The organism is Pseudomonas sp. LAMO17WK12:I1, assembly GCF_900177315.1.
GTDB lineage: Bacteria > Pseudomonadota > Gammaproteobacteria > Pseudomonadales > Pseudomonadaceae > Aquipseudomonas > Aquipseudomonas marginalis.
Map to the genome: position 1 here is coordinate 13919 of NZ_FWZV01000015.1, position 25841 is coordinate 39759.

At 64.1% G+C, this 25841-nt stretch carries 20 protein-coding genes; 3 read left to right on the top strand and 17 right to left on the bottom strand.

Annotated elements, in window-relative coordinates; translation table 11 throughout:
* Positions 1–69: 69 nt before the first annotated feature.
* Positions 70–2583, top strand: a complete 2514-nt coding sequence (locus tag B9N88_RS25530; RefSeq protein WP_027607478.1) for a fimbria/pilus outer membrane usher protein — start codon at positions 70–72, stop codon at positions 2581–2583.
* Positions 2584–2589: 6 nt separating this feature from the next.
* Here the strand turns inward: B9N88_RS25530 and B9N88_RS25535 are convergent, their stop codons facing one another.
* From B9N88_RS25535 to B9N88_RS25550, 4 genes are all read right to left on the bottom strand, one after another.
* Positions 2590–3453 (bottom strand): alpha/beta hydrolase, encoded by an 864-nt coding sequence (locus B9N88_RS25535; RefSeq protein ID WP_043293750.1) that lies wholly within the window; start codon positions 3451–3453, stop codon positions 2590–2592.
* A complete protein-coding gene (locus B9N88_RS25540; RefSeq protein ID WP_027607476.1) occupies positions 3453–5678 on the bottom strand; it encodes a TonB-dependent siderophore receptor in 2226 nt (741 codons plus the stop codon). Before B9N88_RS25540 ends, B9N88_RS25535 begins: the two co-directional genes overlap by 1 nt.
* A 97-nt stretch (positions 5679–5775) precedes the next feature.
* Positions 5776–7119 (bottom strand): HAMP domain-containing sensor histidine kinase, encoded by a 1344-nt coding sequence (locus B9N88_RS25545; RefSeq protein ID WP_027607475.1) that lies wholly within the window; start codon positions 7117–7119, stop codon positions 5776–5778.
* On the bottom strand, positions 7119–7844 hold the full coding sequence (locus B9N88_RS25550) for a response regulator transcription factor (RefSeq protein ID WP_081744477.1): 726 nt from the start codon (positions 7842–7844) through the stop codon (positions 7119–7121). Before B9N88_RS25550 ends, B9N88_RS25545 begins: the two co-directional genes overlap by 1 nt.
* A gap of 105 nt (positions 7845–7949) precedes the next feature.
* Between B9N88_RS25550 and B9N88_RS25555 the strand changes: the two genes are divergently transcribed.
* Complete coding sequence (locus B9N88_RS25555; protein ID WP_027607473.1) at positions 7950–8774, top strand: 5'-nucleotidase, lipoprotein e(P4) family; 825 nt, start codon at positions 7950–7952, stop codon at positions 8772–8774.
* Positions 8775–8781: 7 nt separating this feature from the next.
* Here the strand turns inward: B9N88_RS25555 and B9N88_RS25560 are convergent, their stop codons facing one another.
* The 6 genes from B9N88_RS25560 to gabT form a co-directional block, all read right to left on the bottom strand.
* The gene (locus tag B9N88_RS25560) at positions 8782–10122 is read right to left on the bottom strand and encodes an OprD family porin (RefSeq protein WP_371263388.1); all 1341 of its coding nucleotides are present in this window, start codon (positions 10120–10122) and stop codon (positions 8782–8784) included.
* Between the two features lie 69 nt (positions 10123–10191).
* Complete coding sequence (locus B9N88_RS25565; protein ID WP_027607471.1) at positions 10192–11397, bottom strand: acetyltransferase domain-containing protein; 1206 nt, start codon at positions 11395–11397, stop codon at positions 10192–10194.
* A gap of 28 nt (positions 11398–11425) precedes the next feature.
* Complete coding sequence (locus tag B9N88_RS25570; protein WP_256221320.1) at positions 11426–12196, bottom strand: DUF4198 domain-containing protein; 771 nt, start codon at positions 12194–12196, stop codon at positions 11426–11428.
* An 833-nt stretch (positions 12197–13029) separates the two neighbouring features.
* Positions 13030–13518, bottom strand: a complete 489-nt coding sequence (locus tag B9N88_RS25575; RefSeq protein ID WP_010449292.1) for an Lrp/AsnC family transcriptional regulator — start codon at positions 13516–13518, stop codon at positions 13030–13032.
* A 45-nt stretch (positions 13519–13563) separates the two neighbouring features.
* On the bottom strand, positions 13564–14208 hold the full coding sequence (locus B9N88_RS25580; protein WP_027607469.1) for a tautomerase family protein: 645 nt from the start codon (positions 14206–14208) through the stop codon (positions 13564–13566).
* Between the two features lie 48 nt (positions 14209–14256).
* Positions 14257–15549 carry a 4-aminobutyrate--2-oxoglutarate transaminase gene (gene gabT / locus B9N88_RS25585; protein WP_027607468.1) on the bottom strand — a complete coding sequence of 431 codons (1293 nt, stop codon included), beginning with the start codon at positions 15547–15549 and terminating at the stop codon, positions 14257–14259.
* Between the two features lie 194 nt (positions 15550–15743).
* Here gabT and B9N88_RS25590 point away from each other — a divergent pair, with 194 nt between their 5' ends.
* Positions 15744–16670, top strand: a complete 927-nt coding sequence (locus B9N88_RS25590) for a 2-hydroxyacid dehydrogenase (RefSeq protein WP_027607467.1) — start codon at positions 15744–15746, stop codon at positions 16668–16670.
* A gap of 674 nt (positions 16671–17344) precedes the next feature.
* Here the strand turns inward: B9N88_RS25590 and B9N88_RS25605 are convergent.
* The 7 genes from B9N88_RS25605 to B9N88_RS25635 form a co-directional block, all read right to left on the bottom strand.
* Positions 17345–18430: a tartrate dehydrogenase gene (locus B9N88_RS25605; RefSeq protein ID WP_027607466.1), complete on the bottom strand. Its 1086-nt coding sequence runs from the start codon at positions 18428–18430 to the stop codon at positions 17345–17347.
* Between the two features lie 20 nt (positions 18431–18450).
* The gene (locus tag B9N88_RS25610; protein WP_027607465.1) at positions 18451–19911 is read right to left on the bottom strand and encodes an NAD-dependent succinate-semialdehyde dehydrogenase; all 1461 of its coding nucleotides are present in this window, start codon (positions 19909–19911) and stop codon (positions 18451–18453) included.
* Between the two features lie 117 nt (positions 19912–20028).
* On the bottom strand, positions 20029–21186 hold the full coding sequence (gene argE, locus B9N88_RS25615) for an acetylornithine deacetylase (RefSeq protein ID WP_027607464.1): 1158 nt from the start codon (positions 21184–21186) through the stop codon (positions 20029–20031).
* A complete protein-coding gene (locus B9N88_RS25620; protein ID WP_027607463.1) occupies positions 21183–22337 on the bottom strand; it encodes an NAD(P)/FAD-dependent oxidoreductase in 1155 nt (384 codons plus the stop codon). Before B9N88_RS25620 ends, argE begins: the two co-directional genes overlap by 4 nt.
* Positions 22334–23713: an FAD/NAD(P)-dependent oxidoreductase gene (locus tag B9N88_RS25625; protein WP_027607462.1), complete on the bottom strand. Its 1380-nt coding sequence runs from the start codon at positions 23711–23713 to the stop codon at positions 22334–22336. Before B9N88_RS25625 ends, B9N88_RS25620 begins: the two co-directional genes overlap by 4 nt.
* Positions 23695–24003, bottom strand: coding sequence for a (2Fe-2S)-binding protein (locus tag B9N88_RS25630; protein WP_027607461.1), 309 nt, complete (start codon positions 24001–24003; stop codon positions 23695–23697). The genes B9N88_RS25625 and B9N88_RS25630 overlap by 19 nt, the downstream gene beginning before the upstream one ends.
* Positions 24000–25841 carry an ABC transporter ATP-binding protein gene (locus tag B9N88_RS25635; protein ID WP_027607460.1) on the bottom strand — a complete coding sequence of 614 codons (1842 nt, stop codon included), beginning with the start codon at positions 25839–25841 and terminating at the stop codon, positions 24000–24002. Before B9N88_RS25635 ends, B9N88_RS25630 begins: the two co-directional genes overlap by 4 nt.

The window sequence follows — 25841 nt, forward strand, 5'->3', positions numbered from 1 at the left end:
ACAGGCTCACCTCGCGTGCGTGTTTGCGTGCCCGCCTGTTCGCCAACCCGGGATGTCACAGGTCTTCGCATGTCTTTTTTTTCCAGCAACAGGCCCGCGCACGGCGCACTGACGTTGAAGACACTGTCGCTCGCGATGGCCGCCAGCCTGCCGGCCTGGGCAATGGCCGATGAGCCTGCGGAGCGCTTCAACACCACGTTCCTGCAAGGTGCACAGTCCACCGTAGACCTGCAGCAGTTGCTCTCCGCGAACAGCGTGTTGCCGGGCAATTACCGCGTCGACCTGTACAGCAACGAGGTGCTGGTGGGCCGGCGCGATATCGACTTCAAGCGCAACCCCCACAACGGTCGCGTCGAAGCCTGCCTGAACCTCGACCTGCTCAAGCAATTGGGCATCGACCTGGCCCGCTTGCAGGCCGAGGGCAAACTCGACCCGCAGCACCCGCAGGACTGCTACGCCCTGGCCGAGATAATCGAAGAGGCCAACGTGCGCTATGACAGCAGCCGCCTGCGCCTGCTGGCGAGCATTCCGCAAGTGGCCATGCAACGTGGCTTGCGCGGCTATGTCGACCCGCAGCTGTGGGACGAAGGCGTCACCGCCGCCTTCATCAACTACCAGCTCAACAGCAGTCGTACTGCGGGCGACTACGACACCCGCATCGCCAATAACCTCGGCCTGCGCAACGGCATCAACCTCGGCGCCTGGCGTCTGCGCAACGAATCGAACCTGAGTGGCGGTACCGGGCGCTCGAACACCTACACCAGCAACCGCACCTACCTGCAGCATGATGTGACGGCGATCAAGGGTCAGTTCAGCGCCGGTGAAATTTTCTCCGACACCGACCTGTTTGACAGCGTGCGCTATCGCGGCCTGAAACTGGCCTCCGATGAAGGCATGCGCGCCGACAGCGAACGCGGCTATGCGCCCGTGATCCGGGGTGTGGCGCAAACCAACGCGACCGTGGAAATTCGCCAGAACGACTACATCCTCTACACCGCCAACGTCGCGCCAGGGCCGTTCGAGATCAACGACATCTACCCCAGCGGCTCCAACGGCGACCTGCAAATCACCGTGACCGAAGCCGACGGCAGCCGCCGCGTGACGATGCAGGCGTTCTCCAGCCTGCCGATCATGGTGCGTGAAGGCCAGGTCAAATACAGCGTTTCGGCGGGCACCTTCAAGAGCAATGCCGACGGCCTGGCGACCCCGCGTTTTCTCAGTGGCACGCTGGCGTACGGCTTGACCAGCAACCTCAGCGGCATCGTCGGTTTGCAGGCCAGCGAGGACTACAACGCCGTGTCGGTCGGCGCCGGCAAGAACACCTCGCTGGGCGCGTTCTCCCTGGACGCCACCCACTCGTCCAGCAAGGCACGCGGGCAAACCACCCAGGGCAGCAGCGTGCGTGCGCTATATGCCAAGACCTTCGCCGGCACCGACACCAACTTCACCCTGGCCGCCTACCGCTACTCCACCGAGGGCTACCGCACCCTCACCGACCACGTGGAGGACCTCAGCGAAGACGTGCGCGTTCGCACCGGGCATTCAAAAAACCGCACCGACCTGACCATCAACCAGAGCCTGGGACGCAACAGTGCGTTCGGCAGCCTGTACGTGAATGCCAGCGACCAGCGCTACTGGAATCGCGGCGGCTCGCAGAGTTTTTCCGCCGGCTACACCAGCCACTGGGGCGACCTGAGCTACAACCTGGGCGTGACACGCACCAAGCAGATCGTCACCTGGGGCGAACCCAGCAGCGACACGCAGTTGAACCTGTCCGTCTCATTCCCGCTGGGCAGCCAGGCGCGCGCGCCACGCGCCTTTGTCACCACCAGCCGGCAACACGGCGACACCACCACCCAGGCGGGGATCAACGGCTATGTCGCCGACACCAGCGACACGTTCTATTCGGTGCAGGCGGGCCACAGCGATACCAGCGGCGATTCCGGCTCGGTGAATATCAACAGCCGTACCGCCGTGGCCGACGTCAGCCTCGGCTACAGCCAGGGCCAGGGCTACACCTCGCAGAACGTCAACCTCGCAGGTTCGGTGGTGGCCCATGCCGGCGGTATCAACCTGGGGCAAACGGTCAGCGAGACCTTCGCGCTGGCTCAAGTGCCGGGCATCTCCGGGGCGAAGATCAGCAGTTACAGCGGTGTGGAAACCGGATCCAACGGCTATGCGGTGATCCCGACGGCGCAACCTTATCGGGTGAACTGGATCAGCCTCGACACCCGCGACCTGGGGGGCAACGTGGAGATCACCAACGCCACCCAGCAACTGGTACCGCGCCGGGGGGCCGTGGTCGTCGCGCATTACAGTGGCACCACCGGACGGCGAGTGTTGTTCGAGTTGTTTGATGCGCAACGAAAGCCGCTGTCGTTTGGTACCTCATTGGAAGATGCCAACGGCAAGCAACTGGCAATTGCCGACCCGAACGGCAATGCCCTGGCGCTGGTTGAGCAGGACCGGGGCACCCTGACCATCAAGTGGGGCGAACAGCGTTGCCGTGCGAGCTATGTGCTGGCGCCACAGAACAAGGCGTTGAACTACGAGCGACAGCCGTTGGTGTGCCAACCCGATTGATGACGCCTACAGGTGTTCGAGGGTATAGCGCAACGACGCGGGTAACATCGGGCCATGGCCAAGGCCGGGAAAGGTCTGGTAGCGGGTAGTCAGCCCCTCGACACTTTGCAGCCTGACCAGCAAGCGCTTGGCCGCGGCATCATCCTGCGGCGTGGCCGACCTCGTCGGGCCGGCGGGTTCTGCGTCGCCACGCATCAGCAACAGCCTCGGCCGCCGGCCCTGCAGCCGTTGTTGCAAGCCCAGCCCTTCGGCCTCGATCACCCCACTGTTCCACCACAGCGAGGGGCTGGCGGCGGCATACTCATCAAAGGCCTGCGGGCGTGTCAGCAGGGTGTGCAGCACCAGCAGCCCACCATAGGAATGCCCCCACAGCACTTGGCGCGCAGGCTGCACGGCGAGGCGCTGGTTGATCAAGGGCCGGATCTGCCGGGTGAGCAGGTCGAGGAACTGATCGGCCCCACCGCTGGGCACATTCGTCAGTGGGTCGCGTTGCATGCCTTCGCCCACCTGCGGTGTGTAATCGAAGGTGCGGGCATTGCGTTCGATGCGCAGTGGCGTGGCGTACCCCACCGCCACCAGCACCGGTGGCGTCGGGTGGTGGGACAGGCGATTCAACAGCTCGGTATCCAGTGCCGCCATCGCCGCGTTGCCATCCAGCAGGTACGCCACAGGGTTGGCGGCACTGACCTTGGGCGGTTGCCCCAGCCAGATGCGGTAGTGCCGCGCACCATCGGCGGAGTCCAGTTCCAGGGTGCTGAAACGGTAGGCGCTGGCTTCGCGCAATACCGGCGCGTCCATCAACTGGTCCGGTGCCGGCCTGGCATGGGCGCCCTGGGTGACAAGCAAGGCAAGGAAGATCGCGCGCCCCATCAGAACGACGCCGTCAGGCTGGTGTACAGGGTGCGGCCGGACTGGTTATAGGTCGCCGCCCCCGCGCCTTCGATGTTGTTCACCCCCTGGGCGTTGCCCTCGCGCCACAGGCGTTTGTCGAAAACGTTATCGACGCCAGCGGTAACGCTCAGATGCTGGCTGAGGGCGTAGGTGCCGCTCACACCGGCAATGGCATAGGGCGACAGTTGATTGTTGCCGGTGCCGGTGACACGGTTGCCGTGGTAATCGTACTTTTTCGGGGTCTGCTTGCCGTACCAGGCCACGCTGGCCTGCAGGGACAGGGCCTCGGTGGCTTGCCAGTCGAGCATGGAGTTGAGGGTGTACTTGGGCGTGACCGAGAGCACATCGCCGGTCTGTTTGTTTTTCGATTGCAGCATGTAGGTGAAGTTGTTGGTCCAGGTGAGCGACTCGGCCAACGGCAACGTAAGGTTGCCTTCGAGCCCTTCAACCAGTGCCTTGGGCACGTTTTCCCATTGGAAGATATTGGCGTTGGCCGTGGTGCCCGAACCGCCCGAAGCGGTGCCCACCGGCGTCAGGCCGGACTCGATCTTGTTCTTGTAGTCGTTGCGAAAATACGTCAGGCCGGCGACCACCCCGGCAGTATTGCGGTACTCGATCCCCAGCTCCTTGTTGACGCTGGTTTCGGCCTCGAGATCGGCATTGCCTTGCAGGTAGCAGCTCTTGGTCGAGCCATAGCAACCCTGGCCATTGCTGTACAGCAGGTAGTTGGGGTTGAGCTGGTAGAGGTTCGGCGCCTTGTACGAACGGGCAATGCCGGCCTTCAAGGTCAGCGTGTCGGTGAGCACCTGGGACAGGTTCAGCGAGGGGCTCCAGTTGTCGCCGACAATGTCGTGGTGGTCCAGGCGCAGGCCCGGCGTCAGGCGCGTACCGGGGCGCAGCTCGATATTGTCTTCGGCGAACACCGAGAAGATGCGTGACGACGAGGTACTGCTGCGGTTGGTGCTGGTCAGCCCTGCGACACTGCCGCCGGCAGTGGTGGTCTGGGTGTTGGCGCTCGGGTCGTCGAGCCGCGACTCGACCCACTCGGTGCCCAGGGTCAGCACCTGTTCGAAACCGGCGTGCAGCGGCAGGTTGACCTCGCCGTGGGCGGTCAGGTCGCGCAGCACAGTGGTGTAGAAATCGGTGTTGGCGAAGATGCCTTCGGTGCCGCCCGCCAGGCCTTCGTTGATGCGGCTGTTGCGGGTCTTTTCGTATTGCAGGTAGGCCAGGCTGCTGCCGAAATCCCACTCGCCACGATGGGTGGCCGAATAGGTTTCACGGTAGAGGATGTTGGTCTCATGGCCCAGCATGCTCTTCACATTCGCATTGCTGTTGGTGTTCTGGGTATCGCCGGTATAGATATTGCCCTGGCGGCTGAACCCTGCTTCCAGATCGAGCGTCTGCTCGGGGGTGAACTGCCAGCTCAGCAGCCCGTTGACGTCCTTGTTGCGTACACCTTCGCGCCCCGCCGGCAAGGTGCCGACCTGGTTACCGGTGCGCACGGACTCATGGCCGCTGTTGATATCGGCATCGTCGGCATTGGTCTTGGCGATGTTGCCATACACGCGGTAGCTGAGGGTGTCGGTCAGCGGGCCGTTGAGGCCGAAGTTCATGCGCTCGGTCTCACCCTCGGCCGTGTGCTGGGCGAAGTTGTGGTAGATCGTCGCCGAGCCGTGGGTTTCGCTGCCCGGTTGCCGGGTGATGATATTCACCACGCCGCCTGCCGCGCCGTTGCCGTAACGCGCCGCCGCCGGACCACGGATGACTTCGATGCGCTCGATCTGGTCAGCCGGCACCCAGTTGCTGTCACCACGGCTGTCGCGCTCGCCACGCCAGCCGTAACGCACCGAGTTACGGCTGCTGACCGGCTTGCCGTCCACCAGGATCAGGGCGTTTTCCGGGCCCATGCCGCGGATGTCGATCTGGCGGTTGTTGCCGCGCTGGCCGCTGCTGGAGTTACCGGTGAGGTTGACGCCAGGCATGGTGCGGATGATCTCCGAGAGGTCATTGGCCGGGGGGCGTTTCTTGATGTCTTCGGCGGTGATGATCGACACGCCGGGCATCTGCTTGATCTCTTCCTGTGCGGTGCCCAGTACCGTCTGGGTCGGCAGCTCCATCTGCGCGGGGGCTTCGGTTTCAACCGCGAAACTGCTGGCGGGCAACAGGCTGCAAATACTCACGGCAAGCAGGGACAAGCGGAACATGCGCGGATCTCCAAACGTCAGCCCGACCGATAGCGGTGGGCCATCAAAGATCGCCGATGATAATCAGATGCAATTGCGAGTAAAGAACATTAACTTTCTAAACATTCGCCGCGGGCAGGCGCAGGTTCATGCGCAGACCTTGAGTGCCCTGGCTGGCCCACAGCCGGCCGTGCTGCAGTTCGATGGCGCGCCGGGCGATGCTCAGGCCCAGGCCGAAACCGCTGCCCACCGTGCCATCCAGGCGCAGGTAGGCTTCGAAGATGCGCTCAAGATCGCCTTCGGCCACGCCCGGCCCCTGGTCTTCGATCACCAGCCACCAGCTGTCGCCGTCACGCTCGCCGCTCAAGCGCACCACGGCGTGTTGCGGTGAGTGGCGGATGGCATTGCGCAGGATATTTTCCAGGGCCTGGGCAAAGCTGTTGAGGTGCACGTGCACCTGGCAGGCGCTGTCCAGCTCGCAGACCAGCGCATCCAGGGGCCAGCCGGTTTCGAAATGCGCGTCCTGCACCAGCGCTTCCCACACCGAGGCCACCACCACCGTTTCAGCTTCCAGGCGCGGTTTTTCGGTGTCGAGCCAGGCCAGGTTGAGGGAGTCGTCCACCAGCCGGCGCATCTCCTCCACTTCCCGTCCCAGGCGCTGCTCCAGCTGGGCCGGCGACAGGCCGCTTTCACTGGCGATCTTCAAGCGTGCCAACGGTGTGCGGATTTCATGGGACAGGGTGCGCAGCAATTGCCGTTGCTGGTGCAGGCTCTGGCGCAGGCGCCCCGCCATGTGTTCATAGGCGCGTGCCAGCTCGCCCAATTCGTCCGGGCGCTGGGTCACGCGGCTGCTGGCCAGGGGCTCGAGGTCGCCGGCACTCAAGGCGTTGGCGCGCTCACGCAGTTCGTTCAACGGCTGTACCAAATGGCGATACAGCAGCAACCCCAGGCCCAGCGCCAACAGCACCGGTACCACGCCGTGGCTCAATACATGGGTCCAGGGCGTCAGGCCCGGTGGCAACAGGCGCTCCGGCAATTGCATCACCAGCCGCCCGCGCTCGGGGTGCTGGGGGAAGGCGATGCTGACGTAGGGCAATTCATCGTCCAGGCGCTTGCTCATCGGCCAACTGAGCTTGCGCATGAAAGTCAGGTGGCCGACCTGTTCGGCCGTCAGCGGCGTGGTGCCCAGACTGTGCAAGTAGTCATCCAGCACCGCGACCCAGGTGTGCTCGCGCTGCTGCAACGCCAGTCGCCAGCGCTCCAGCGCCTGGGCATCGCCGCGGGCCGCCAGCTGTTCCGCCTCGGCGGCATACGCAGCCAGCGCGATGCGATCCGGCTGTTCCAGAAAGTAGGTGTTGCGCTCCACCTGCAAGCCCCAGCTCCAGACCAGCCACACCAGCAGCAGGCAGAAGCACACTTGCAGCGCCGCCATTTTCCACAGCAGCGGATGACGGCGCGGCATCAGGCGCTGTCGCACAGCAGCACGTAGCCCTGATGGCGCACCGCGTCGATGCGAATACCCTGCACATCGATGGCCGCCAGCTTGCGGCGCAGGTTGCACACATGCACATCGAGGCCACGGTCCAGGCGGGTGTAGGGGCGATGCAGCACCTGTTGGTAGAGGAAAGCCTTGCTCAGCGTCTCGCCCCGGTGCGCGTGCAGCGTGCACAACAGACGGAATTCCGAAGCCGTCAGCCCGGCGGCGCGGCCGTTACAGGTGAAATCGCGTGCGTCGCTGTCCAGTCCCGATGTGGAATGCCGGGCGAGCGGTTTCGCGACCCCGCAATCAATCGCCACGCGACGCAGCAAGGCGTCGATGCGCACATCGAGTTCCGCCAGGCTGAACGGCTTGGGCAAGTAGTCATCGGCGCCCTGGCTGAAGCCGGTGATGCGATCCTGCTCGGCGCCCAGCGCCGACATCAGGATCACCGGGGTGCCGCGCGCATGCCGCAGGCGTGCAAGGATATTCAGGCCGCTTTCATTGGGCAGCATGATGTCCAGCAGGATCAGCTCCACCGGCGAATGCAGCGCCAGGTCCAAACCCTGGTCGCCGCAATGGGTGCTGTTCAAGGCAAAGCCGCGACGGCTCAAATGGTTGCTCAGGTGCGTGCACAGCTCCACGTCATCCTCGATGATCAGGATGCGCGGGGCCGGCGATAAGGTTGGCGCTAGATGATAAGTATTCACAATTACGTCAGTTTCGCATCCGGCGAAACATTTCGCAATGTGGTGAATCCACGCGGGATTAGGCTAAGGTGCCGCCCACGCGCCCTTTCCCTGCGAGACCTCTGCATGCGACCCCTGATCTTCGCCAGCCTGTGCCTGCTGGCAGGCTGCCAACAAACGCCGCCGGCCAACGACCAGCTCGACGCCGTACTCTGGACCCAGACCTCCATCGAACACGAGTTGATCTATCGCCAGGTGTTCGCCAACGCCACCCGCCAGCTCGACGTGGCCCTGGCCGATCCCAGCTGGGACGCGTTGCCCTTCCCGCCCCGCAACCTGAGCGGCCTGCCACCGGCAGTGGTGGTGGATATTGACGAAACCCTGCTGGACAACGTGCCGCTCAATGCCCGCGACGTCATCCATAACCAGGTGTATGGCTACGACCGCTGGAACACCTGGGTCGACCAGGCCAAGGCCCAGGCCCTTCCCGGTGCCGTGGCGTTCCTGCAAGCGGCGAAGCAAAAAGGCATCCAGGTTTACTACCTGACCAACCGCGAACACAGCCAGGTCGCGGCCACGGTGGCCAACCTGCGCCTGCGCGGTTTTCCGGTCGAGAGCAATCAACAGGTGCTCGCCGCCAGCACGCCTACCGGGCACTGCGAAAGCGCCGGCTACGGCAAGAACTGCCGCCGCCAATGGGTCGCCAGCCATGCTCGCGTGCTGTTGATGGCCGGTGATTCCCTGGGGGATTTCGTCCAGGCCGAACGCAACACCCTCGCGGCCCAGCGCAAGGCCGTCGAACCCTATGTGAACTGGCTCGGGCAGCGCTGGTTTTTGCTGCCCAACCCGACTTACGGCAACTGGTACAGCGCGCCCTATGGGGACGATGAAAAGCTGCCGTTCGCGCAGAAACGCCAGCTCAAGCAGCAGGCGTTGCAGTTGCAGGAATAACGCCGGCCTAGTGCAAGCGCCCGCCCAACGGGTACTCGACCGCCAGGCGGATCTGGTTGGCATCCAGTTCCGCCTGGGCCGCATTGCCCCGGTGCACGGCGTGGCGCAGGGTAAAGGCGAGGTTTTTCGCGACACCGGACTGCACCACGTAGCGTGCCTGCAGGTCGCGTTCCCAATGCTTGCCCCCATCACCATAGCCAAGCCATTGGTAGCCGCCGCGAGGATCCATGTGGCGGCCGTCGATGCCACTGCCGCGTACATACAACGCCGCCAGGCTCAGGCCGGGCATGCCATGGGCCGCCAGGTCCAGGTCATAACGGGCCTGCCACGAGGCCTCCCGTGGGGCGTTGAAGTCGGACAACGCCACGGCGTTGCTCAGGTAAATCGCCCCGCGCGTCACGTAGTCGAACGGCGTGTCGCCACTGACTTTCTGATAGCCCACGCCCACACTGTGGGCACCGAACCGATAGGTCGAGAGCAGGCTCCATGTGGTGTTATCGATGCGCCCGGACAACGCCTTGCCGGTGTCCTGGGTGCGATACAGGTTCAGGTCAACGGTCAGTGCCTGGCCGGGAAACAGCGGCCGGGTGTAGACCGCCCCCAGGTAATGCTGGCGCCAGGTGTCTTCATAGACAGCACTGAACACGCTGGCGCTCAGCCCCTTGATTGCGGTATTGCGCACGCCCACCAGGTCAAAGCGATCGCCTTGCCTGCCGTTGGAATAGTTGACGACAAATCCTCGGTCATGGCTGCTGGCGTTGCGGTCGGTGCTCTCATTGAAGTGCCCGGCGAACAGGGTGGTGGCCGGCAATTCGCGGCTGGTCAGCCACCATCCCGTCGCGGTTTCGGGCAGCAAGCGGCTGTCGGACGAGGCAAACACCGGGGTTTTCACCCGCTGCTCGCCGTAGCGCAATTCGGTGGAGGAAAAACGCAGTTTGGCAACCGCACCACCGCGGCTGAACTGCTCCTTGGGGTGGCCGTCATTGTCCACCGCCAATAGCCGTGCCTTCCCGGCGCGCCCACCGCCACTGTCCAGTTGCCAGGCGGAGTAAACGTGCGCATCCAGGCCAAAACCCAGGGTGCCGGTGGTGAAACCCGAGGCGTAGTCAGCCATCAGGCCATAGGCCCATTCTTCCGCCAGGTCGCTGCGCTGGGATCGAGGTTTGTAGGCGTTGCGTGCGCCGTTGCTGAGGGCGCCATGCCGGTAGTCGCGGCGATCGTAGACACTGCGGTTGAGCAGGTTCCACTGACTGTCCTCGATAAAGCCGTTGGCGGTGTCTTGTTCGGCGGCGAAGGCGAGCAGGCTCTGCCCTCCCAATGCCAATAGCAGGGTGCGGGTCGATAGCATCTTCACGATTTGACTCCAGAACGTGTCAGGCAAAGGTGTTCCGCAGGGCGCAGAACACCGTTGGTTCCGTCAGAGGTATTTGAGCATCGCGATGTCGCGACGACGCTGCTTGAGGTCGGCGAACCAGCGTGTCGGGAAGAACAGCAACACCCCGAGTATCACGCTCCACAACCACACCATGGGCAGGTCGTCAAACCCGTAGTAGGTGCCCTGGTTAGCGCCCCAGATCGCCAGCGCGACCAGGTACATGGCCTTGAGCACGTAGAGGTGCAGCAAGTAGAAAAACATCGGCGCCCCACCGTAGATCGCCAGGGTCGCAGTGGCCCAGCGGGCCTGCCACTTCTCGAACAGCGCCAACAGCAGCAGCGACAGGCCCAGGGTGGGCATCAGGAACATCAGCGACGGCGGGTATTTCTTCGCGCTCATGAAGCTCATGAAGGTGCGCAGCGCATCACCGGTCTGCACCCAGGGTTTCTCGCCATACACATTGAGGTAGCGGATAAACACGAACGCGACCAGCAGGCCTGCACCCAGCTTGACCAGGCGCGAGATACGCTCGGCCGACGGCATTGCCTTGCCAAACCACGGGCCGATGCCCCAGCCCAGCAGGATCACACCGATCCAGGGCAATATCGGGTACGTCGTGCGGGCGCGGGTGAATTCGGTAATGTCGATAAACACCCGCTGATGCAGGATCGACCAGGGCACGAAGAACGGCGACTCCGGCCCGACGGTCACGCCGTCGAGCAGGTTATGCCCTGCGACAATCGCCACCCCCAGCACGATCAGCCAGGCGCGCTTGAAGTGCAGCAAACCGGCGAGCACGATCATGCACAGGCCGATACACCAGATCACTTGCAGCCACAACGTCTTGGGTGGGAATTCGGCATTCCAGGCAAAGCACACGAAGGTGATTTCCAGGAACACCAGGAACAGCCCGCGCTTGAGCAAAAACACCGAGGTTTCGCGGGCGCTGTGTTTCTGGCTGTAGAGCCAGGCCGACAAGCCCGTCAGGAAGATAAACGCCGGGGCGCAGATCTCGCTGAGCATACGGGTGAAATACAGGTCCGGGGTGACACTCAAGGCGTCGATCGGGTCGGTGACCTGCCGGTGCAGCAAGAAGGTTTCGCGCACATGGTCGATGAGCATCAACAGCATCACAAAACCACGCAGCGCATCGATAGCCAGCATGCGTGTGGCCGTCGTGACGTTCGTGCGGGCAAGCGTCGGCGCAACAGTGCCCGCCTGACCGGCCAATCCTGAAGAAAGGGTCATATCAATCACTCATGAAGGAGGCAATGAATCAGGCTGACTTTTTCAGCCTGGCGACTTCCGATGCCGGCAGTTGCGACGGCGCGCGAGGTAACGGCGCCTGGCCTTGCCGGCGGTGGAACGACAACGTCGAACTGAAGCGTTTGACGTCAAACCGCTCGGGTTTACCCGCCGGATCAAGACGCTCCCCAGGGCTGTTGTCCTGGTACTCGACGGCCACCACGTAAGTGCCCTGCCAGGGCAGCGTGAAGCTGACGTTGCCGGCGGCATCGCTGCGCTGCTTGAAGACTTCACCGGAGGCGGTTTCCAGCATCACTTCCTGGCCCGTCAGCGGCTTGCCCGCGTAGAACACCCGGAACTGCGCACGGCCCGCATCGGCAACGCCGGTGGGGACGATATCCAGGGTCAGCTCCGGGCTACGGGCCCGCAGGTCACCGACCCAACGCGTGGCCGGGGTCCAGGCGGCTTTCAAGGTCTTGCCGCCTTCCTGCACATCGAACATCGGATAGTGCAGGTCTTGCGCCAGCAGCGAATCCTCTTGCCCGGGCTGCTCCGCCAGCAGGAACGCCTGGCGCTGCAGGCTCAGTTGCAGCGGTGCCGATCGGTCGGCCATCGACCAGGCCTGGAGCTGTCTGAACCGGTCCATTCCCCCCGGCGTGACCTCCAGCACGTTCTTGTCATATTCCCCGTAGTACAAGGCCAAGGGCTGGCCGGGAAGTTGTTCGTACCAAATCTGATGCGCCTCGCTGGCGGTTGCCAACATGAACGCGCCATAACCCAACAGTGCTTTTGCGTTGCTCATTCGCATTTTTTCGCTCCGATTGGTGGTGTTCAACCCAAGGCTGTCGCGGCTGGAAAACACCGCACAACCCTGCGCTCCCTCACTCTGCGAGCATTACAGCGCAGGCCCTTTTGCGTTTTTCGCCGAATTGCACCCACGGATCGGCGCAGACCACTGTTTAAGGGCCCGAAAAAGTGTTTTATGCGGGTTGCGTCGAGATGAGGCGTTTAGCCGAGACTACGGGGGGGCGTGTCCAATTGAGGTGCAAAAGCAGTGAGCTTTGATCGTTCCCACGCCCTGCGCAAAGCTGTGTACCTGATGTACCGAGGTGCCTGCATCGCAGGCAAGCCAGCTCCCACATTTGAACCGGTTCACCCCCTAAAGCGGGGTCAGCTGAAAGACCGCAATCAGGGGCATAGCTATCTACAACGTTGTAGCCACCAACAGTAACCACGATGCGAAGCGAGCCGCCCTTGATCTTGCTTTTGATCTTGATCTTGATCTTGATCTCAGGCGCCCCGTTAAACCACGCTGGCCGGAATTCGACAGTGATTTGGGGGGTAAACCGGCAGGGATGCCGGTTTAGCCGCCCCGCGCCATGGATGGCGCGTGGCGGCGGCCCCCCAAATCACTGTCGGATTACGGGCACACCGAGCCTGGGCGAGGTGCCGAGTGGTGGGGCGAAGGCCTTTTGCTTACTTTTGGGCCTCTCCAAAAGTGAGTCGCTGTAAGAGCGAAACCCTAAGTGGCCGTTACCGCAGCAACGGATATGTACTCATTCCACGCCAACATCCTGGTCGGCTGTCAGGCCGCCATCAGGTTCAAGCCCCCTCCCACAGGAAAGCGCGCGGATTTCAGTGCCGCAGCAACTTGCGCAACGGCACGCCATCCTTGAGCACCGGCGACTTGATCACGATGTAGCTGAAGTACTTGGAGATGCCAATGTTCTTATCCAACAGGCTCTCGACCACTTCCTGGTAGTGCTGGATGCTGCGGGTCATGAAACGCACCAGATAGTCGTAGCCACCGCTGATCAGGTGGCACTCGAGTACCTCGTCCACCAGGCGGATATTCGATTCGAACTTGGCGAAGTCTTCACGTTTATGGTCGCTGAGGGTGATCTCGGTAAACACCGTCACCGAGTCGGTGATCTTGGCCAGGTTCAAGTGCGCCTTGTAGCTGGAAATATACCCGGCCGATTCCAGCCGCTTGACCCGTTGCAGGCAGGGGCTGGCGGACAGGCCCACGGCATCGGCGAGGCTGACATTGGTCATCCGCCCGTCTTTTTGCAGTTCAACCAGAATACTGATGTCGATCCGGTCCAGCTTGACTTGCCCTTCCATCACGTACCTCTTGACTGCCGTTTGTAAGACAATCTTCTAGCAAAATCAGCGCCGTAAAGACAGCTGATGCTGCGCCACCAGATCCGCCATGCTGTTGATGCAGTACTCCGCCGCACAAGGCGAAGGCTGCCGCGCCCGGTGGCGGCCGATCAAACAGCGGTCCAGCGCCCCGTGTGTGCCGACCGACGATCGCGTCACATGCAGCACCGGTTGCAGCTGCGCGCCTCGGTCCGTGAGCCATTGCGGGTCTTCGGCGAGGGAAATGAAATCTTCCGGTGCAATCCCCAATCGCTCGCACAACACCCCGCGGTCCTCGGCATCACGGTCGCCACGCACCAGCAAGCGGTAGAACTTGCGCAGGTACAGCATCGCCCCCGGCGCATCCTCGAACAACGACCAATTGCCCGCCGAACGAGCAAAGCTCATGCCCTCCTCCCAACTGGCGTGCAGCCCCCAACTTTCGGCCAGTTGGCGATGGGCAAAACACAACACGCCACTGAAGCCCAGCTCGGCGAAACGCGGGTAGAGCCTGGCAACCTGCGTGTTGAATTCGGCCAGCACCTGATCCTTGGCCGGCTGCCCGCCACGGCTGTCGAGCAGCGGCTGCAACGCCGCCCACACCCCTGAATCGCGATCCACCAGCACTTCATCGCAATCGATCAGCAACGCTCGATAATCTGTCAGTCCCATGTGGGGTCAAGCCTCCAATGCCGCAGTTGGCCCGTAGCGGGCACAGCCTCAGTTCAAGACCCGTGCCAAGGCGCCGTCGAGGATTTCCAGCGCTTCGTCGACCTGGGCTTCGCTGGTCACCAACGGCGCGAGGAAGCGCAGCACATTGCGATGTACCCCGCACTTGATCACCAGCAAACCACCGGCCCGGGCTGCATCGATCAAGCGTTGATTGAGATCGGCATCCGGGGTGCGGGCCGGGTCATCCTTGATCAACTCCATCGCCAGCATAAAGCCGGTGCCGCGCACATCGCCGATGCGCGAGCAGCGCGCCTGCAAACCGAGCAACCCCTGGCGCAGGCGCTCGCCCAGTACTTGGCTGCGCGCCAGCAACTGCTCCTGCTCGAACGCATCGATCACCGCCAGCGCCGCCGCACAGGCCAGCGCATTACCACCGTAGGTGCCGCCCAGCCCGCCGGGCAGCGGTGCATCCATGATGTGCGCCTTGCCGACCACGCCGGACAACGGCAAGCCGCCGGCCAGGCTCTTGGCCACGGTGACCAGGTCGGGCTGGATACCCGCGTGCTGGAAACCGAACCAGGTGCCGGTGCGACCGAAGCCGGTCTGGATCTCGTCGAGGATCAACACGATGCCATGCTTGTCGGCCAACGCCCGCAACGCCTGGAGAAACTCAGGGGGCGCAGTGAGGAAACCGCCATCGCCCTGCACCGGTTCGATGATGATCGCGGCCACCCGTTCCGGCGCTACCTGGGTCGCCAGCAACTCATCCAGGGCCTTGAGCGCGATGTCGCTGGTCACGCCGCGATAAGCATTCGGGTACGGGGTGTGGAACACCTCCGGCGCAAACGGCCCGAAGTTCTGCTTGTAGGGCTGGCTCATGCCGGTGAGCGTGGTGCCCAGCAATGTGCGCCCGTGGAAACCGCCACGGAAGGCGATGACCGCCGAGCGATTGGTATGGGCGCGGGCGATCTTCACCGCATTTTCCACCGCCTCGGCGCCGGAGGTGAAAAACGCCGCTTTATAGGCTTCCTGGCCGCCGATCATTTCACACAGGCGCTGGGCCAGGGCGAGGTAAGGCTGGTAGGCCACCACCTGGAAGCAGGCATGGGAAACCTTCTGCAACTGGGCCTGCACGGCGGCGACCACCTTGGGGTGGTTATGGCCGATGTTGAGCACACCGATACCGCCGACGAAGTCCAGGTAACGCTTGCCATCCACGTCCCACAATTCGGCGCCCTGGGCGCGGTCGATCACCAGCGGGTGCGCGGTCACCAGGCCACGGGGCACGAACTGCTCGCGCTGACGGAGCAAATGAGGGGTTTCGTCGACTTTGCTATTCATGGCATTTCCCATCGTGAGTCCGGCAACCGGAAGGTGGTTGCGATGCAGTCCAGAGTACGGCCTGCGGGCAACCAACTACGCCGAACTTGCCCCGTGAGAAATTCGGATCAACTGTTTTCGCCCCGCGTTTCAACAGATCCTGCGCCGGGCTTTGGGCGATGATGATGCTTCCGTTTATCCAGCAGGAAATGCCCATGGCCTTGCTCTACAAAGCTGACCCGGTGCGCGGCCGACACTGGCAGGCACTGTTCGCCCAACACGCGCCGGAAATCGAGTGGCGCACCTGGCCCGACCTCGGCAACCCCGACGAGGTCGACTACCTGGCCGCCTGGCAGGCACCGGAAGATCTGGCCCGCGTGCTGCCCAACCTGAAGGTGTTGTTCGCCTTGTCGGCCGGTGTCGATCAGTTGGACCTTGATCGCCTGCCTGCGGGCCTGCCGGTGGTGCGCCTGTTGGATCCGGGCATCACCCGCGGCATGTGCGAATACGCCAGTTGGGCGGTGCTCAGCCTGCACCGGGATATGTTGCGCTACCGCCAGCAGCAGGTTGCGCGCTGTTGGCAGGCGCACCTGTTGCAACCGGCTGCGAACCGGCGCGTGGGGGTGATGGGGTTGGGTGCCCAGGCCCAGCAGATCCTGGCGACCTTGGCCCCCCTGGGCTTTGCCCTGTCCGGCTGGGCGCGCAGTGCGCACCAGGTGTCGGGGGTGGAGTGTTATGCGGGGGAAGCGCAACTGCCGGCGTTTCTCAGCCAGTGCGATATTTTGCTGTGCGTGTTGCCGTTGACGGAGCAGACCCAGGGGATCCTGGACCGGCGCTTGTTTGCGCAACTGCCACGGGGGGCGGGGTTGGTGAATATGGGCCGTGGGGGGCACCTGGTGGAAGAGGATTTGCTCGAGGCGTTGGAGAGTGGGCAGTTGAGTGGGGCGGTGCTGGATGTGCTGCGGGAAGAGCCGGCGGCGCCGGAGCATCCGTTCTGGGGGCATCCGCAGGTGTTGTTGACGCCGCATATTGCGGCGATGACCCAACCGGAGAGTGCGTTTGGGGTGTTGTTGGAGAATATTCGGCGGTTTGAGCGGGGGGAGGAGATGGTGGGTGAGGTGGATCGGTTGCGGGGGTACTGAGTACATATCCGTTGCTGCGGTAACGGCGGCTATTGGTTCCGCCCTTACGGCGGGTCACTTTTGGAAAGAGCCCAAAAGTAACCAAAAGGCTCTCGCCCCACCACTCGGTACCTCGCCTAGGCTCGGTATGCCCTCACTCCGGCTTGAATCCGTGGGCCGCCGTCATGGGCCATCCTTGGCCCAGGACGGCTAACCCGGCGTCCTGCCGGGTTACCCACGAATTCAACCCTGCGTTCGGCCAGCGTGGTTAACGGGGCGCCTGAGATCAGGATCAAGATCAAAAGCAGATCAAGAGCCAGAGCCAGATCAAAAGATTGCTGACTTCGTCAGCGGTTAAGGAAGTAGAAGCCACAACGCGTACGCTTCAATGGTCAGGTCGGCTTTAAGGCCGCCTCGCTTTGGCTTTTGATCTCAAATCGCCCCATCAAACACGCTGGCCGAACGCAGGCTTTGGAGCGTGGGTAACCCGGCAGGACGCCGGGTTAGCCGCGCTGGGCCATGGATGGCCCATCGCGGCGGCCCACGCTCCAAAGCCGGAGTGAGGGCACACCGAGCCTAGGCGAGGTGCCGAGTGTTGGGGCGAAGGCCTTTTGCTTACTTTTGGGCCTTTCCAAAAGTGAGCCGCCGTAAGGGCGGAACCATAAGTGGCCGTTACCGCAGCAACGGATATGTACTCAATCAAAAAGCCGCCCAGCTATCGCAATCCCCACATCCTGAGTCGATCCCCGGCCCCCCAAATCCGGCGTAACCACCCCTTCTGCAATCACCGCCTCAATCGCCCGCAATATCCCATCATGGGCCGCCCGATACCGCCCATCCCCATTGCCCAAGAAGTCCAACATCAATGCCCCCGACCAGATCATTGCAATCGGATTGGCAATGTTCTGCCCGTAAATATCCGGCGCCGACCCATGCACCGGCTCGAACAATGACGGAAACCGCCGCTCCGGATCCAGGTTCGCCGACGGCGCTATCCCGATGGTCCCCGCACACGCCGGCCCCAGGTCCGACAGGATGTCGCCAAACAGATTCGAGGCCACCACCACATCAAACCGGTCCGGCTGCAACACAAACCGCGCACACAAAATATCGATGTGCTGCTTGTCCCACGTCACCTCGGGATAGTTCGCCGCCATCAACGCCGTGCGCTCATCCCAGTAAGGCATGCTGATGGAAATCCCATTGGACTTGGTCGCCGCCGTCAGCTTCTTGCGCGGACGGGTCTGGGCCAGGTCGAAGGCAAACTTGAGGATGCGGTCAACCCCGCGTCGAGTGAACACCGACTCCTGCAGCACGAATTCATGCTCGGTGCCTTCGAACATCTTGCCGCCCACCGAGGAGTATTCGCCCTCGGTGTTTTCGCGGATCACCACAAAGTCGATGTCCCCCGGCGCGCGCCCGGCCAAGGGGCATGGCACGCCGGGGAACAGGCGCACCGGGCGGATGTTCACGTACTGGTCGAAGTCGCGGCGGAACTTGAGCAGCGAGCCCCACAGCGAGATGTGGTCCGGGACTTTGTCGGGCCAGCCCACGGCGCCGAAGTAGATCGCGTCAAAGCCCTTGAGCTGCTCGAACCAGTCCTCGGGCATCATCTGCCCGTGTTCCAGGTAGTAATCGCAGTGGGCCCAGTCGAGCACTTCGATGCTCAGGTCCAGGTCCCAGATCCTGGCGGCCTGTTCCAGTACCCGCAGCCCTTCGGGCAGGACTTCCTTGCCGATGCCATCGCCGGCAATCGCGGCGATTCTGAATGCCTTGCTCATGGTGCATGCCTCGCAAAAATTCAGTTCAAGCCGCCGATATGGAAGGCTTTGACTTCAAGGTATTCGTCCAGGCCGTACTTGCTGCCCTCGCGCCCCAGGCCCGATTGCTTGATGCCGCCGAACGGCGCGACCTCCATCGAGATGATCCCGGTGTTGAGGCCGACCATGCCGAACTCCAGGGCCTCACCAAAACGCCACGAACGCTGCAGGTCCTGGGTGAAATAGTAGGCGCCCAGGCCATACGGGGTGGCGTTGGCCAGGGCGAGGGCCTGGGCTTCGTCGGTAAAGCGCATCAGCGGTGCCACCGGGCCGAAGGTTTCTTCATTGGCCAGCAACATCCCGGCGTGGGTATCGCCGAGTACCGTGGGCTGCACGAACTGGCTGTCGCCGCTGGGGACGGCGCCGCACAGCAGCCGGGCGCCCTGGCTCAGGGCGTCGTCGATATGCCGCGCGACTTTGTTCACCGCTGCGGGGTTGATCAGCGGGCCGATAGTCACGCCGTCGTCCAGGCCGTTGCCGACCTTGAGCTTGCCCACCTCTTCCACCAGCCGCGCCGCGAAACGCGCGTAGATACCGTCCTGCACCAGGATGCGGTTGGCGCACACGCAGGTTTGCCCGGCGTTGCGGAACTTGCTGAGCATCACCCCGGCCACCGCCTGTTCGAGGTCGGCGTCGTCGAACACGATAAACGGTGCATTGCCGCCCAGTTCCAGGCTCAAGCGCTTGATGTGCTCGGCGCTCTGGCGCATCAACAGGCGGCCGACGGCGGTGGAGCCGGTAAAGGAAATCTTGCGCACCGCCGGGTTGCCGGTCAGCTCTTCGCCAATGCCGGCGGGCAAGCCGGTGATCACATTGAACACCCCGACCGGAATACCGACGCGCTCGGCCAGCACCGCCAGGGCCAGGGCCGACAGCGGCGTGAGGTCCGAGGGTTTGACGATGATCGGGCAACCGGCGGCCAGGGCCGGCGCGCATTTGCGCGTGATCATCGCGTTGGGGAAATTCCACGGGGTGATGGCGGCGCATACGCCCACCGGTTGCTTGAGGGTCAGCAAACGCCGATCACCACTGGGCGCGGGCATGGTTTCGCCGTAGACCCGGCGCGCTTCCTCGGCGAACCATTTGACGAAACCGGCACCGTAGCGCACTTCGCCACGGGCTTCGTTCAGGGGTTTGCCCTGCTCGCAGGTCATGATCAGCGCCAGGTCATCGAGGTTGTCGATCATCGCCTGGTACCAGCGCTCCAGCAGCGCCGCACGTTCGGCAGCCGGGCGTGCGCGCCAGGCAGGCCAGGCACGCTCGGCGGCTTCGATGGCGCGGCGGGTGTCCACCGCGTCCATGGCCGGCACCTGGGCAATCACGTGGCCGGTGGCCGGGTCGCGGATGGCCAGGGTGGCGCCGCTGTCTGCAGCGATCCACTGGCCATCTACGTAGGCGAGTTCAGCCAGCAGGCTGGGGTCTTGCAAGCGATTCTTGAGCATGGTCGAGTCCTGATCCGAGACACGCTCCAGTCTAGGGAGGCGCCGCAAACGAGGATGCCGAAAGCGCGGTTAAAGCAGCGTGCCGTGCTGAAATTGCGCCCAGGACGGCAGGCTCTGCTAGGCCGTCAGCGAACCGAGCAAGCCTTGCAAAAAGCGCTCGCCGGCGTCCATCTGGCTGATCTCGATAAACTCGTCGGGCTTGTGCGCCTGCTCGATGCAACCCGGCCCGCACACCACCACCGGTACGTCCAGGCGCTGCTTGAACAGGCCGCCTTCGGTGCCGAACGAAACCTTGGAGGTGCCGGTGCCCGGCGCGGCGAATTGCTTGAGAAAGCGCACCGCCTCGACACTGGGATGGGTGTCGAGGCCAGGATAGACGTTGATCGTTTCGATCTCGATGGCCGCCACGCTGGACAGCTTCTGCGCCTCACGCACGATCACCTCGGCGCGCTCGCGCATCTGCTCCAGGAACGCGTCCAGGTCGTCCGCCGGCAGGTTGCGCACTTCGAAGTCCAGGGTGCACAGGTTGGGCACGATATTCAGCGCCTTGCCGCCGATAATCTGGCCGACATGCACGGTGCTGTAGGGCACGTCATAGTCGTTGTCCTGGGCGCCGTGGCGTTGCAACTGCTGCTGGCTGTCACGCAGGGCGGCGATAAAGTCGCAGGCCACGTGGATGGCGTTGACCGAGCGCGGCGCCAGGGATGAATGCGCCTCCTGGCCTCGGCAGTACGTGCGGTAGGAGCCCTTGCCCTTGTGGCCGAGGACAAACTGCATGTTGGTCGGCTCGCCGATCACACACAGAAACGGCCGCATCGGCGCCAGGTGCAGCACGTCGAGCAAGCGCCGCACGCCGACGCAGCCGATCTCTTCGTCATGGGACAGGGCCAGTTGCAGCGGGCGGTTCAACGTGTGGTCGGCGGCATCCAGCATGGCGTCGATGGCCAGGGCGATAAAGCCCTTCATGTCGCAGCTGCCGCGCCCATAAATGCGCCCGTCCTGAACGGTGGCGGCGAAGGCGGGAAATGTCCAGGCCTGCCCCGCCGCCGGCACCACGTCGGTGTGCCCGGACAGCAGCACGCCGGGCTGTTCCTTGGGCCCGGTGCTGGCGAACAGGTTGGCTTTCTTGCCGCTGGGGTCCTTGACGATCAGCGAGTCGATGCCCTTGCTCAGCAGCAGGTCGCGCACATACTCGATCAAGGCCATGTTCGAGGCCGATGACACGGTGTCGAAGGCCATCAGCTGTTTCAGAATTTCCAATACGCGGGGTTTCATGAGGCCTGGCTCCGTTGCTCGGCAGGTGGGGCGAACCGGGTGATGGAGAATGGCTCGATCGGGGTGCTGGTGCTGCCGGTGGCGAGCAGCTCGGCCATCACATCGCCGACGCCCGGGCCCAGCTGGAAACCGTGGCCGCAGAACCCGAAGGCATAGAACAGCCCGTCGACAGTACCGCTGGGGCCCATCACCGGCAGCGAGTCCGGCAGGTAGCCTTCGATGCCGCTCCACACGCGGATGATGTTCAGGTTGCCGACGCCCGGCAGCAGGCGGCGCATCTGGCTGACCTGGTTGAGGATGCTGCGCGGTTCCACATAGGCGCGGCGGTTGAGCATATCCGGCTTGCTGCGGTAGCCACCGCCGATGACGATATTGCCCCGGGGAATCTGGCGGAAGTAGATCACCTCTTCGGGCACCTTGGTGTACACGCCGATCACCGTGGGCAAGGCATAAGGCACCGGCTCGGTCACGGCCATTTGCGGGCCGTGGGCGTCCAGCGGCACCGGTTCGCCGAACTGCGCCGAGAGCTTCTGGCCCCAGGCGCCGGCGGTGATCAACAGTTGCGCGGCGTGGAACTGGCGGCCGTCGGTGGTGGTGACCTGGAAGTCGGCGCCGACTTTCTGCACCTCGGCCACTTCGGTGCGCTCTTCGATCTGCGCACCCAGGCGCCGGGCGGCGCGGGCAAACGCCGGCGCGGCCAGGCGCGGGTTGGCATGGCCATCGTGGGGCGCGTAGGAGCCACCCTTGACGTCCGGGCCGAGGAAGCCGAAGCGTTGATGCAGTTCGGCGCCACGATAAATCTTCAGGTCCAGTTGTTGCGCTTCCGGTGCGGCGGCGTAGGCCTCCAGCTCGGCAATTTCATCCTCGCGGTAACACACGCGCATATGCCCGCTGGGGATGAATTCCAGGTCGTCGTCGATCAGTTCCGGCAGGCGTTTCCACAGCGCCCAGGAGCGATTAGCCAAGGCCAACTGGCCGAGGAAACGCCCTTGCCGGCGTACATTGCCGAAGTTGACGCCACTGGCGTACTGGCCGATCTGGTCGCGCTCCAGCAGGATCACCGACTGCCCGCGACGGCGCAGAAAAAACGCGGTCGCCGAGCCCATCAGCCCCCCGCCGACAATCACCACATCGGTTTTTTGCACGCTCATGACGAGACCTCCTCGGTGATCAGCATCGACAACGGTTTGACCGGCGCCTGGCCGCGCTGGCGTCCGACCGCCTGCACCGGCACGCCGGCAGCGGCGGCGATCACTTCGGCCCCGGCCTGGGAGCAATAACGCCCCTGGCAACGGCCCATGCCCACACGGCTGAACGCCTTGGCGCGATTGACTTCGCAGGCGCCCTTCTCCTTCACCGTGCGGCGCAGCTCGCCGGCGCTGATCATCTCGCAGCGGCACACGATGGCGCTGTCCGGCAACGCCTTGGCCTGTTCGCTCGGCCACGGGAACGCCCGGGCCAGGCCCAGGCGGAATTGATCCATCACCGCCAGGGCCTGCTGTTGTTCATCCCGCAGGCCGGTGTCCACCGGTTGTTGCAGGTCTTCCAGCAGCGCCAGCGCCACCAGGCGCCCGGCGTGCTCGGCGGCATCGGCGCCGCGAATTTTCGCGCCGTCACCGGCCGCGTACACGCCCTTGACCGAGGTGCGTCCAGCGTCATCCGTGGCCAGCCACCATTGGCTCGATGCCTCATCGAACGCCATGCGACAGCCGGCCAGGTCACCCAGCTGGGTTTCCGGGCGCAGGTGGTAACCCAGCGCAACGGCATCGGCCTGCACCGTGACGGTCTGCCCGTTGCCGGTGGCGAAGCGCACACCGCTCACGCCGTTGGCCGCGTCGCCCATCACTTGCAGCGGCTTGACCCCGAGGTGCACCGCCACCTTGGCGCGGTACAGTTGCGCCAATAGGGTGATCCCGGTGAACAGCACGCCAGGCCGCGCCAGCAGTTTGGGCAAGGCTTTCAGGCGCAGGCTCAAGGCTGAGGTGTCGAGCACCGCCGCCACCTCGGCGCCGGCCTTCACGTACTGGCTGGCGACCAGGTACAGCAACGGCCCGCTGCCCATGAACACCACGCGACGGCCGATGGACACGGCCTGGTTTTTCAACGCGATCTGCGCCCCGCCCAGGCTGTAGGTGCCCGCCAGTTGCCAGCCCTCGATGGGCATCAGGCGGTCGGTGGCGCCGGTGCAGAGGATCAGTGCGTCGTAATCCACCGTGGTGTGGCGGCCCTGGCTCACACAGCACAGTTGCCCCGGCGTGAGGTTCCACACCAGGGTGTCGGGGCGGTAGTCGATGGCGTCGCGCAGGCGGTCGAAACTCTGGTGCAGGGCCTGGGCCTTGGCGGCCTCGCTGCCGTACAGGGTCGCGTAGTCGCGGGTGAAGCCTTCTGGCTGACGCCGATAGATCTGGCCACCGTCGCGGCGGTTTTCATCGATCAGGATCGGTTTGATCCCGGCCGCCAGCAGGGTTTCGGCGCAGCGCACCCCGGCCGGTCCGGCGCCCACAATAACTACCCGTGCAGTGGCCATGTCGCCTCCGGTTGTGTGGTAACGATATCCAGCCCGTCACGGACTTCATTGGAGCAGGCGCGCAGGCGTTCACCGCTGCGGGTCCACACCCAGCAATCCTGGCACGCGCCCATCAGGCAGAAACCGGCGCGGCGGCCGCTGTCGAATTCCGACTGGCGCAGCGCGTTGCCCTGGGTCAGCAGCGCGACCATCAGGGTGTCGCCCTGCAGGGCTTGGACGGCAGCGCCATCCACGGTCAGGCTGACCGTCGGCCGGCCCTGTTCGGCCAGCCTCACAAAACGCGCGCTCATGCATAGGCTCCCACAGTGAGGGTGTTGACGCCCTGCTGGGTATCCAGCAAATGGGCGCTGTCGTGGTGGCAAAGGATTTCACCACCGTCGTCAAGGCGGCGGCGCGGCGGCGCGGTGCGGTTGCACAGACCGTCGACGCGCACCGGGCAGCGATTGAGGAAGGTGCACAGCTGCGGCCCATTGGCCCGCTCGCCGAGCGCCGGCAGCGTGTCGCCTGCAGTACCGCAGGTTTCCAGCCAGCCCTGGCGCAACTCGGGCACCGAGTGAATCAACAGGTCGGTGTAAGGATGGAACGGCGGCTCGGCAAACGCCTGGCGACTGCCGGCCTGGACCTTGCGGCCGCTGTACATCACCACAATGTCATCGCACAGCGCGCGCACGGTGGAAATATCGTGGCTGATAAACAGGTACGACACCCCCAGTTGCTGGCGCAGGTCGCGCAACAGTTCGAGAATCGCCGCACCCACCACGGTGTCGAGAGCCGAGGTCACTTCATCGCAGAGGATCAGGTCGGGCTTGGCCGCCAGCGCGCGGGCCAGGTTGACCCGCTGCTTTTGCCCGCCGGACAGCTCATTCGGGCGCCGTTCGGCGAGGTCCCGGGGCAGGCGCACCAGGTCGAGCAGTTCGCCGATGCGGGTTTGCAGCGCCGCGCCCTTGAGGCCGAAATACATTTTCAACGGCCGACCGATGATGGCCGCCACACTGTGCATGGGGTTGAGCGCGGTGTCGGCGTTCTGGAACACCATCTGGATCCGCCGGAACTGTTCCGGGGTGCGCTCGGCGAGGCTGCCGCCCAAGGGTTGCCCGTCGAAGGCCAGGCCGCCGAGGGCCGGGGTCAGCAACCCCGCCACCACCCGGGCCAGGGTGGACTTGCCCGAGCCCGACTCGCCGATCACGCCGATGGCCTGGCCACGGCGCACGGTGAGGTCGATGTCTTCCAATACCCGAATCGACGGCATGCCGTGCAGGTTCTTGTTGCCGTAGCCGGCGGTGAGGCCGGTGATGGTCAGCAGCGGTACCTCCCCGACGACGCCGCAGGGCGGGCGAATAGTGGTGTCGGGCCGTGCGGCGGCCAGCAGGCTGCGGGTGTAGGCGTGGGTCGGGGCGTTAAGCAACGGTGCGGTGGCGCTCTGTTCGAGGATCTGCCCGCCGTTGAGCACCACGATCTGGTCGGCCATTTGCGCCACCACCGCGAGGTCGTGGGACACGTACACCGCCGTGGCACCGCGCTCGCGCACCACGCGTTTGAAGGCACGCAGCACGTCGATCTGGGTGGTCACGTCCAGGGCGGTGGTCGGCTCGTCGAGCACCACCAGCAGCGGATCGCTGATCAACGCCATCGCCGCCATCACCCGTTGCAGCTGCCCGCCGGAGACCTGGTGCGGGTAGCGCTGGCCGATGCGTTCCGGGCCTGGCAGCGCCAGGTCGCGGAACAGGCCGATAGCCTTGGCGTACAGCTCGGCGCGCGTGCCCAGGCCGTGGATCAGTGCGCCTTCGATGACCTGGTCGATGAGTCTTTTCGCCGGGTTGAACGCGGCGGCGGCACTTTGCGCGATATAGGACACACGGTTGCCGCGCAGGCCCTGCAGTTGGTGTTCGCCCAGGGCGAGCATGTCGTGCTCGCCGACCTGCACCACGCCGCCGGACAAGCGACACCCGCGCCGTGCATACCCCAGCAAGGCCAGGGCGATGGTGGTCTTGCCGGAGCCGGACTCGCCGATCAACGCCAGCACTTCACCTTGTTTCAGGGCAAAGCTCACGCCCTTGACGATTTCCACCTCGCCACGCTCGCCACAGGCGACCACGCGCAGGTCTTCGACGCGAATCAATTCAGTCAT

What these genes read in the sequence shown, in the direction of transcription:
- gabT (WP_027607468.1), bottom strand. Translation starts at nt 15,549, where the DNA reads ATGAATAGCAAAGTCGACGAAACCCCTCATTTGCTCCGTCAGCGCGAG.
- B9N88_RS25630 (WP_027607461.1), bottom strand. Translation starts at nt 24,003, where the DNA reads ATGAGCGCGCGTTTTGTGAGGCTGGCCGAACAGGGCCGGCCGACGGTC.
- B9N88_RS25535 (WP_043293750.1), bottom strand. Translation starts at nt 3,453, where the DNA reads ATGGGGCGCGCGATCTTCCTTGCCTTGCTTGTCACCCAGGGCGCCCAT.
- B9N88_RS25610 (WP_027607465.1), bottom strand. Translation starts at nt 19,911, where the DNA reads ATGCTCAAGAATCGCTTGCAAGACCCCAGCCTGCTGGCTGAACTCGCC.
- argE (WP_027607464.1), bottom strand. Translation starts at nt 21,186, where the DNA reads ATGAAACCCCGCGTATTGGAAATTCTGAAACAGCTGATGGCCTTCGAC.
- B9N88_RS25635 (WP_027607460.1), bottom strand. Translation starts at nt 25,841, where the DNA reads ATGACTGAATTGATTCGCGTCGAAGACCTGCGCGTGGTCGCCTGTGGC.
- B9N88_RS25625 (WP_027607462.1), bottom strand. Translation starts at nt 23,713, where the DNA reads ATGGCCACTGCACGGGTAGTTATTGTGGGCGCCGGACCGGCCGGGGTG.
- B9N88_RS25605 (WP_027607466.1), bottom strand. Translation starts at nt 18,430, where the DNA reads ATGAGCAAGGCATTCAGAATCGCCGCGATTGCCGGCGATGGCATCGGC.
- B9N88_RS25565 (WP_027607471.1), bottom strand. Translation starts at nt 11,397, where the DNA reads ATGACCCTTTCTTCAGGATTGGCCGGTCAGGCGGGCACTGTTGCGCCG.
- B9N88_RS25580 (WP_027607469.1), bottom strand. Translation starts at nt 14,208, where the DNA reads ATGGGACTGACAGATTATCGAGCGTTGCTGATCGATTGCGATGAAGTG.
- B9N88_RS25570 (WP_256221320.1), bottom strand. Translation starts at nt 12,196, where the DNA reads ATGAGCAACGCAAAAGCACTGTTGGGTTATGGCGCGTTCATGTTGGCA.
- B9N88_RS25560 (WP_371263388.1), bottom strand. Translation starts at nt 10,122, where the DNA reads ATGCTATCGACCCGCACCCTGCTATTGGCATTGGGAGGGCAGAGCCTG.
- B9N88_RS25555 (WP_027607473.1), top strand. Translation starts at nt 7,950, where the DNA reads ATGCGACCCCTGATCTTCGCCAGCCTGTGCCTGCTGGCAGGCTGCCAA.
- B9N88_RS25545 (WP_027607475.1), bottom strand. Translation starts at nt 7,119, where the DNA reads ATGCCGCGCCGTCATCCGCTGCTGTGGAAAATGGCGGCGCTGCAAGTG.
- B9N88_RS25590 (WP_027607467.1), top strand. Translation starts at nt 15,744, where the DNA reads ATGGCCTTGCTCTACAAAGCTGACCCGGTGCGCGGCCGACACTGGCAG.
- B9N88_RS25575 (WP_010449292.1), bottom strand. Translation starts at nt 13,518, where the DNA reads ATGGAAGGGCAAGTCAAGCTGGACCGGATCGACATCAGTATTCTGGTT.
- B9N88_RS25540 (WP_027607476.1), bottom strand. Translation starts at nt 5,678, where the DNA reads ATGTTCCGCTTGTCCCTGCTTGCCGTGAGTATTTGCAGCCTGTTGCCC.
- B9N88_RS25530 (WP_027607478.1), top strand. Translation starts at nt 70, where the DNA reads ATGTCTTTTTTTTCCAGCAACAGGCCCGCGCACGGCGCACTGACGTTG.
- B9N88_RS25620 (WP_027607463.1), bottom strand. Translation starts at nt 22,337, where the DNA reads ATGAGCGTGCAAAAAACCGATGTGGTGATTGTCGGCGGGGGGCTGATG.